Origin of the sequence: Bacillus cereus group sp. BfR-BA-01379 (assembly GCF_022663605.1) — a bacterium.
Taxonomy (GTDB): Bacteria; Bacillota; Bacilli; order Bacillales; family Bacillaceae_G; genus Bacillus_A; species Bacillus_A mobilis.
On the sequence record NZ_JAKUFT010000007.1, the window covers coordinates 97,771 to 103,770 of the forward strand.

The following is a 6,000-nucleotide window of genomic DNA, read 5'->3' on the forward strand; positions in this document are numbered from 1 at the left end:
ACGGATGAAAATTTCAGCTTACTGCGTATGTGATTCTACTTCTAAATAAGTAAAATTTTATAACACTACTCAAACGTAACTTCCACCTGTACAATCTCTGACCTACTTCCAAGTCGAAGCGGTGGTCCCCAGAATCCGAAACCAGAAGAAACAATCGCGTGGAATGTGCCTTTTTGTACGTATCCCCAGTCTAATTCGTACATTCTTCTCGTTACAATATGATTCGGTGCCATTTGTCCGCGGTGCGTGTGGCCGGATAATAGTAAATCGACGCCAGCATCCGCCGCTTGTTTCAACTCGAATGGTTGGTGATCCATTGCGATTACTGGCATAGATTTATTTACCGTACTCATTAAACTTTCAAAGCTTTGGCGATCTCGCTCTGTTTTATCTCTTCTTCCAACGAGATAAAAATGATCTTCAATTGTAATCACTTCATCTAACAGAATACGAATATCAATCTTATCCATCTCTTGTAAAAATTCAGGAACCGCTCGTCCGTAATATTCGTGGTTTCCTAGCACACCATATACGCCTAATGGAGCTTTCATTTGTTTCATAATTGGTCCCATATTTTTTTGAATGAACACACCTGGATGATCATCGATAATATCACCTGGCAGTAAAATAATATCAGGCTCCATCTCATTTATATGACGGACAAGTCTTTTTAAATGCGAAACACCAGATAATTTACCGAAATGCATATCCGAAGCCATCGCAATGCGTAAGCTTTTACGTCCCTCTACTTTTTTCGGGATGTGCACCTCGTACTTTCTTACTACTGGGCTATATGCGTTGAATACCCCATATGCAAAAATAAAGATAAACGCAAGTAACACGGCCGCTCCTGTCCAAATAATTGCCGCTTCTTTCTCCACTGAAAACTGTAAAAGAAAGACTATGATATCAGCAATTGGCAACAACATCAGCGCGTATTGGATAACCGCAAACCAAATCGAACCAATCGTTCGTAGGAATGGAAGGAACTTAAACACTTGCACGAGAATGTACGCATATGAAATAAATCCGACTACGAAAGCGTAATATCCCCAAGACTCCCAGCCAAATACCGCATGAAGCCAAACCCAGCCGTTCCAGCCAATGTAAAACATGAGTAGTGTGTATACAATTAAAATAGTAAATATATTGAGATAACGAAAATTTTTCACTGATAGCCTCCTTATTGATTTCTTCTATTATATCTTGTTATGCACGTTTAACGTAAATATTAAGCACAGCAATCTTCACAATAAAAACCTCTAACTGCTAGATGCAAACCTAACAATTAGAGGTGCCATTCAAAACAAAATTACTTTTACAGATTTTCGTTATAGAAACTTGTTAATTTTTCAACTGCAATTTTTACTGGTTCTGATTGGTCGTATAAATCGTAATGACTCGCACCTTCCAAAACAAGTAAATCTTTTTTCTCCGAAGCTGCTTTCTCATACAGCTCATGACCATCTTTATAAGAACCGAATGCACCTTGCTTATTGCCGACAATAATTTGCAACGGCTGTGTTAATAATGTATCTGCTAAATGGAAAGCATCAAAACCAATTACCGATCCCATGCTCGTAAAGTTTAACTTATTTGGAGAGTTAACACTTTGCCCTCGCGGTGTTGTATAGTACTCAACTGCTTCTACAATATCTATATCCGTCATACTTGCTGCCTTTAATTCCTCCTCATTTTTAGGAATCCAGTTTGTAATCATCGCTTCTGCTCCGCGTGCTTCAGCAGTACGTTGTTTACCAATCGCCTCTAACACCCCAATCGGATCAGCTTCACGGTTTAATCGGCCGATATTTGCACCAACAACTGTGCCAACTGCTTTAATACGGCGCTCCGTCATTGCGGCATTTACCGCATAACCACCGCCTGCACAAACGCCTAACACACCGATACGTTCTTCATCTACATAAGGAAGAGTAGTTACATAATCTACCGCTGAGCGAATATCTTCAACGCGCGCAGCTGGTTCTTCCATATATCTCGGCGCCCCTTCACTTTCACCTTGATATGATGCATCAAACGCAAGCGTTACATAACCTTGTTCTGCTAATTTCTCCGCATATAATCCTGCTGTTTGATCTTTACAGCTACTACCTGGATGCACACAAACAATCGCTGCATTTTGTTTCTTTTCCTCAGCACCTACAGGAATATTTAAAACACCTGCAACTTGTAATCCTCTTGCATAAAAATGAACATTTCTCTTCGTAACTGCCATATATAAAACCACCCTTACTTTATTATAAATTTACACTTGTGAGAGTTAATACTCACGTGTATATTTATAATAAAGCGAGCAACCACTTGTTTCAATGACCACATTTACGCATTTGGGTGATAATACACACATAAAGAAATATGTGTATCAATAACGGAGGAACATCATATGGAGAAAATCGATAGAAGAATTATAAAATCACAAAACGCCATTCAATCCGCATTTATAGAAATGTTAATTGAAGATGGCTTTGACGAAATTACAGTAAAAAACATTACAGAAAAAGCGAACATCGGAAGAAAAACTTTCTACCTACACTACCTAGATAAATACAATTTATTAGACAAAATTGTGGACGACCATTTAAATCAATTAAGAGAAATATGCGATATAAAACAAACAAAAGGCTATATAGAAGGAGCTGTCATATGGTTTGAATACTTCAAAGAACACAAAGCATTTTTCGCAGCATTATTTAGAAGCAACAGCACATTATCATTTCAGAAAAAGTTCCTAACGTTCATCATGGGTGAACTAGAGAAAAAACTAAATACAAATACGTCATTAAATAAAAACATTGATACACACATCGTTTTAAAATTTTTAGGAACAGCTGTCATGGGCATTTTGGAATCTTACGTGTTGGATGAGATTGATAATGATGTTGAGTATGTTGCGACGCAAGTTGGGGAATTGATGGGGAGGAATATATAACGGTTATGAAAAAGTGCACCCGAATTGTTGGGTGCACTTTTTATATTTATCACCTCACATATTAAGTGCATCAACATAATACAGCATATCGTCCGTCTGAAAATACATAACAGATCCACGGCTATAATAAGCAACAAATTGAATCGGTTCTCCTAGTTCATTACGAAGATTCACATCCTGCACATGATCATTATTTAAATCATAAACAACTAATTTTTTATCTTGCGTAATGAATACTACTTTGTCTTGAGCAACCGCAAAACTTTCCGATCGTATTTCCTTAATTACATGTATTTCATTCCAAGACATATGAATTTTTTTATCTTTCATTTGAACTAAAGGAAATTCTGAATAATAATAGAGCCAAACGTCTCCATCTATAACGTTCATCCCATAACAATCATCTATAGGAGGCACATTAAGCCTTTCTACATATTGATCATAATGATTAAAAATCAATTGACCTTTAGAATCAAAAGCAACTATACCATTTATTCCAATTGAGCACTCTCCGAAAACCCCTTCATCACAATAACTAATCCATATATCTTCATTCGCATCAACCTGACAATCTTGAATCCCTTCTCCGGCATAAAACTTACAATATTCACTTCCGTCCGGATTATAAATGACTGCATTATCACCTTCATAATTAAATATAAGCAACCATCTCTCTCCGATTCGTTGCATACATTGGACAGATTCAACATCAATATCCACATTTAAATTGAAACTCTTTATATGTAAATGATTTTTATCCAAATAAATTATACAAGGCTGATCCGTATCATTTTGTACGAGTAACATTACATTTTGTTTATAATCCAAACTCATTTTTTTTAACTGATACGCTTCAACAATAGACTTAAAATTTTTTAACTCTTTACAGACGATATCTTTCATATAGATGAAAATCCTCTCATTGATTCTAAATATAAAAAATAAGCGTCAAACTTCCTTAATTCTAATAAGTTTGACGCTTACCCTCAATTATTATTTTAACTGCTACATTTTAATCTCTTATAGAAAATATTAAATTCCATTGTTTTTTTCTATAATTTATCGGACGCATCTTTTCAAATTTTTGATTTTGAATATGAAAAACTATTTTCTGTATATTTACTGTTGAATTAAATAAAAAATCTCTCAAATCGATATACTCTTCGTTTGCAAACACAGCTCCTTCCATAATAGAAAGTTTTTGTGCCCCTTGTTCTATATCTATATTTAAAATACATTGATATAGAATATCCTCATCATTTACTACTAAGTCTGCTTTTATAAGAATATCCGTATTCTCGAATTCAAATATATTTGTAACAACAGACGGCCGAACCCAAGTCTCGTCTTGATTGTCTACACTTTCATTCTCGTAATCCCACTCCCAAATTGGCACGCCAGAGAAATCTTCAAGGCTTAACTCTTCAATTGGCTTTGCATTAGTTGAATCCACTAGTGATCCTACCTCTTTAACTATTTCAGGAATAAGATTACTAAAGTACATATTTTTCTCATCCGTTATCAATTCCTTAATAAGGGGATATAAATATAAAGTAGCCATAGTTCTTAAACCATTACTCGCTCTTAATTCTAATTCCATTGCTATAGAAAAAGTCCTTATTGATAAATAACTAATTCGAATGTTTCCATTAAGGACCGTAAAAGTTTCTCCCTCTATATTAAATTCCGATTCTTGAAAATTAAACTCTTTATAGTAATAACTTTGTTCCTTATGAATAAAATCAGGGTACTTATTTAAATATATATCTAAATAATCATCTTCTACTAAAGTCTTATATGTTGGACATACAATTTTAAACTGTAACTTTCGAGATTTAGAATCCACAACAATAAAGTTATCCTGTATTATACAATGCACCCTAGGTATATAAAGTTGATTTCCTTCTATTATGAGCTTTGAAGGCTCTCGTTTTAACATTGATACTCCCTCTTTTATATTCAAAGTTAACTCCTTATCTAAAATATCCATTCCTATTAGAATAACGAACACCTTCTTTAAAGGCATCCATATACTGTGGATACTTTGTATCGTAAAATTTGTAAGTCTTTTTCAAAATCTTTCTATAAGCTTTCGGATCATTCTGTTTTAAATTTTTGTAGTATTTTGTACTTTGTTTACTACTTGACTGTGCAAAAGTTCTCATTTCCTTATGCAGTTGTCTATGAACATCAACTGGAACCTTAACTAACGGCTGTTTAGAATGTCCACCGATATATTTTGGGAATGCATGATGTTTATGACTTTTTACGCTTTTAGCCACTTGACGTATAGCTTTAGCACCGTATTTAAACCTGCCACCGCCAACGGCACCCATAGCAGCCGCTTTAGCAATCCCTCTTGCCCCTTTTCCTGATTTATACGCTCCATATCCATCATAAAGCGCAAAACCAGCATTAACAACTAACCAAGCAGCATGACCATCTGGATCCGTCTTCATTACTGGATTATTATCACCATACGTATACCCATTCATTGTAATCGGATCATCTTCATCACCTGGATCAGGATCCACCGATAAGAACACACCATGATCTGGATTATAATAACGTGCCATCAGATAATACATGCCAATCTCTTTATCATACATATATCCCGCATATCCAAATGGATTTTCTGCTGCGATACCTTTCGTATCGCTCTTTAATACATTACCCCATGCATCATATTCATATGTTGCTACAACTTCTTTATCCTGATTCGTCATCGCAACGACATCACCACGTGGGCTATAGTGATAGTATAGCGTTTGTCCTTTTGACTTCATTGCCAAACGTGAACCATCTAGCGAATATACATATTGACGAAGAACATTGCCATTTCCGTCTGTCTCATATAACGGACTAATACTATCTCCATTATAAAAGTAGCGGGTTACTTGACCATTTATACTCTTTTCAATACGACGATTATCGTCATCATATTTATAAGTCGCAAATGCATTACTCTCACCTTGTTTTGTGATAGCTACAATTTGGTCATTTTCATTCCATGTATACTTGTACTTGCCATCTGATGTACGATTTCCATT

At 35.3% G+C, this 6,000-nt stretch carries 6 protein-coding genes; 1 reads left to right on the forward strand and 5 read right to left on the reverse strand.

The features are described 5' to 3' along the window. Nucleotides 1–65: 65 nt before the first annotated feature. A complete protein-coding gene (locus MR113_RS04740) occupies nt 66–1,172 on the reverse strand; it encodes a metallophosphoesterase (protein WP_242251635.1) in 1,107 nt (368 codons plus the stop codon). A 146-nt stretch (nt 1,173–1,318) separates the two neighbouring features. Further along, nucleotides 1,319–2,236, reverse strand: coding sequence for an alpha/beta hydrolase (locus MR113_RS04745; protein WP_242251637.1), 918 nt, complete (start codon nt 2,234–2,236; stop codon nt 1,319–1,321). A gap of 168 nt (nt 2,237–2,404) precedes the next feature. Here MR113_RS04745 and MR113_RS04750 point away from each other — a divergent pair, with 168 nt between their 5' ends. Further along, nucleotides 2,405–2,950 (forward strand): TetR/AcrR family transcriptional regulator, encoded by a 546-nt coding sequence (locus tag MR113_RS04750; protein WP_242251638.1) that lies wholly within the window; start codon nt 2,405–2,407, stop codon nt 2,948–2,950. Nucleotides 2,951–3,004: 54 nt separating this feature from the next. Here MR113_RS04750 and MR113_RS04755 read toward each other — a convergent pair whose 3' ends face one another. From MR113_RS04755 to MR113_RS04765, 3 genes are all read right to left on the reverse strand, one after another. Beyond that, entirely contained in the window at nt 3,005–3,853 is an 849-nt protein-coding gene (locus MR113_RS04755) for a hypothetical protein (RefSeq protein ID WP_242251640.1), read from the reverse strand. 109 nt (nt 3,854–3,962) lie between these two features. Next, nucleotides 3,963–4,889: a hypothetical protein gene (locus tag MR113_RS04760; protein WP_242251642.1), complete on the reverse strand. Its 927-nt coding sequence runs from the start codon at nt 4,887–4,889 to the stop codon at nt 3,963–3,965. Between the two features lie 34 nt (nt 4,890–4,923). Continuing rightward, a partial coding sequence (locus tag MR113_RS04765) for an RHS repeat domain-containing protein (protein ID WP_242251650.1) occupies nt 4,924–6,000 on the reverse strand: 1,077 nt, incomplete at its 5' end.

Bases quoted from the DNA above. Each gene is read 5' to 3' on its own strand.
- MR113_RS04745 (WP_242251637.1), bottom strand. From the start codon at position 2,236: ATGGCAGTTACGAAGAGAAATGTTCATTTTTATGCAAGAGGATTACAA.
- MR113_RS04750 (WP_242251638.1), top strand. From the start codon at position 2,405: ATGGAGAAAATCGATAGAAGAATTATAAAATCACAAAACGCCATTCAA.
- MR113_RS04755 (WP_242251640.1), bottom strand. From the start codon at position 3,853: ATGAAAGATATCGTCTGTAAAGAGTTAAAAAATTTTAAGTCTATTGTT.
- MR113_RS04760 (WP_242251642.1), bottom strand. From the start codon at position 4,889: ATGTTAAAACGAGAGCCTTCAAAGCTCATAATAGAAGGAAATCAACTT.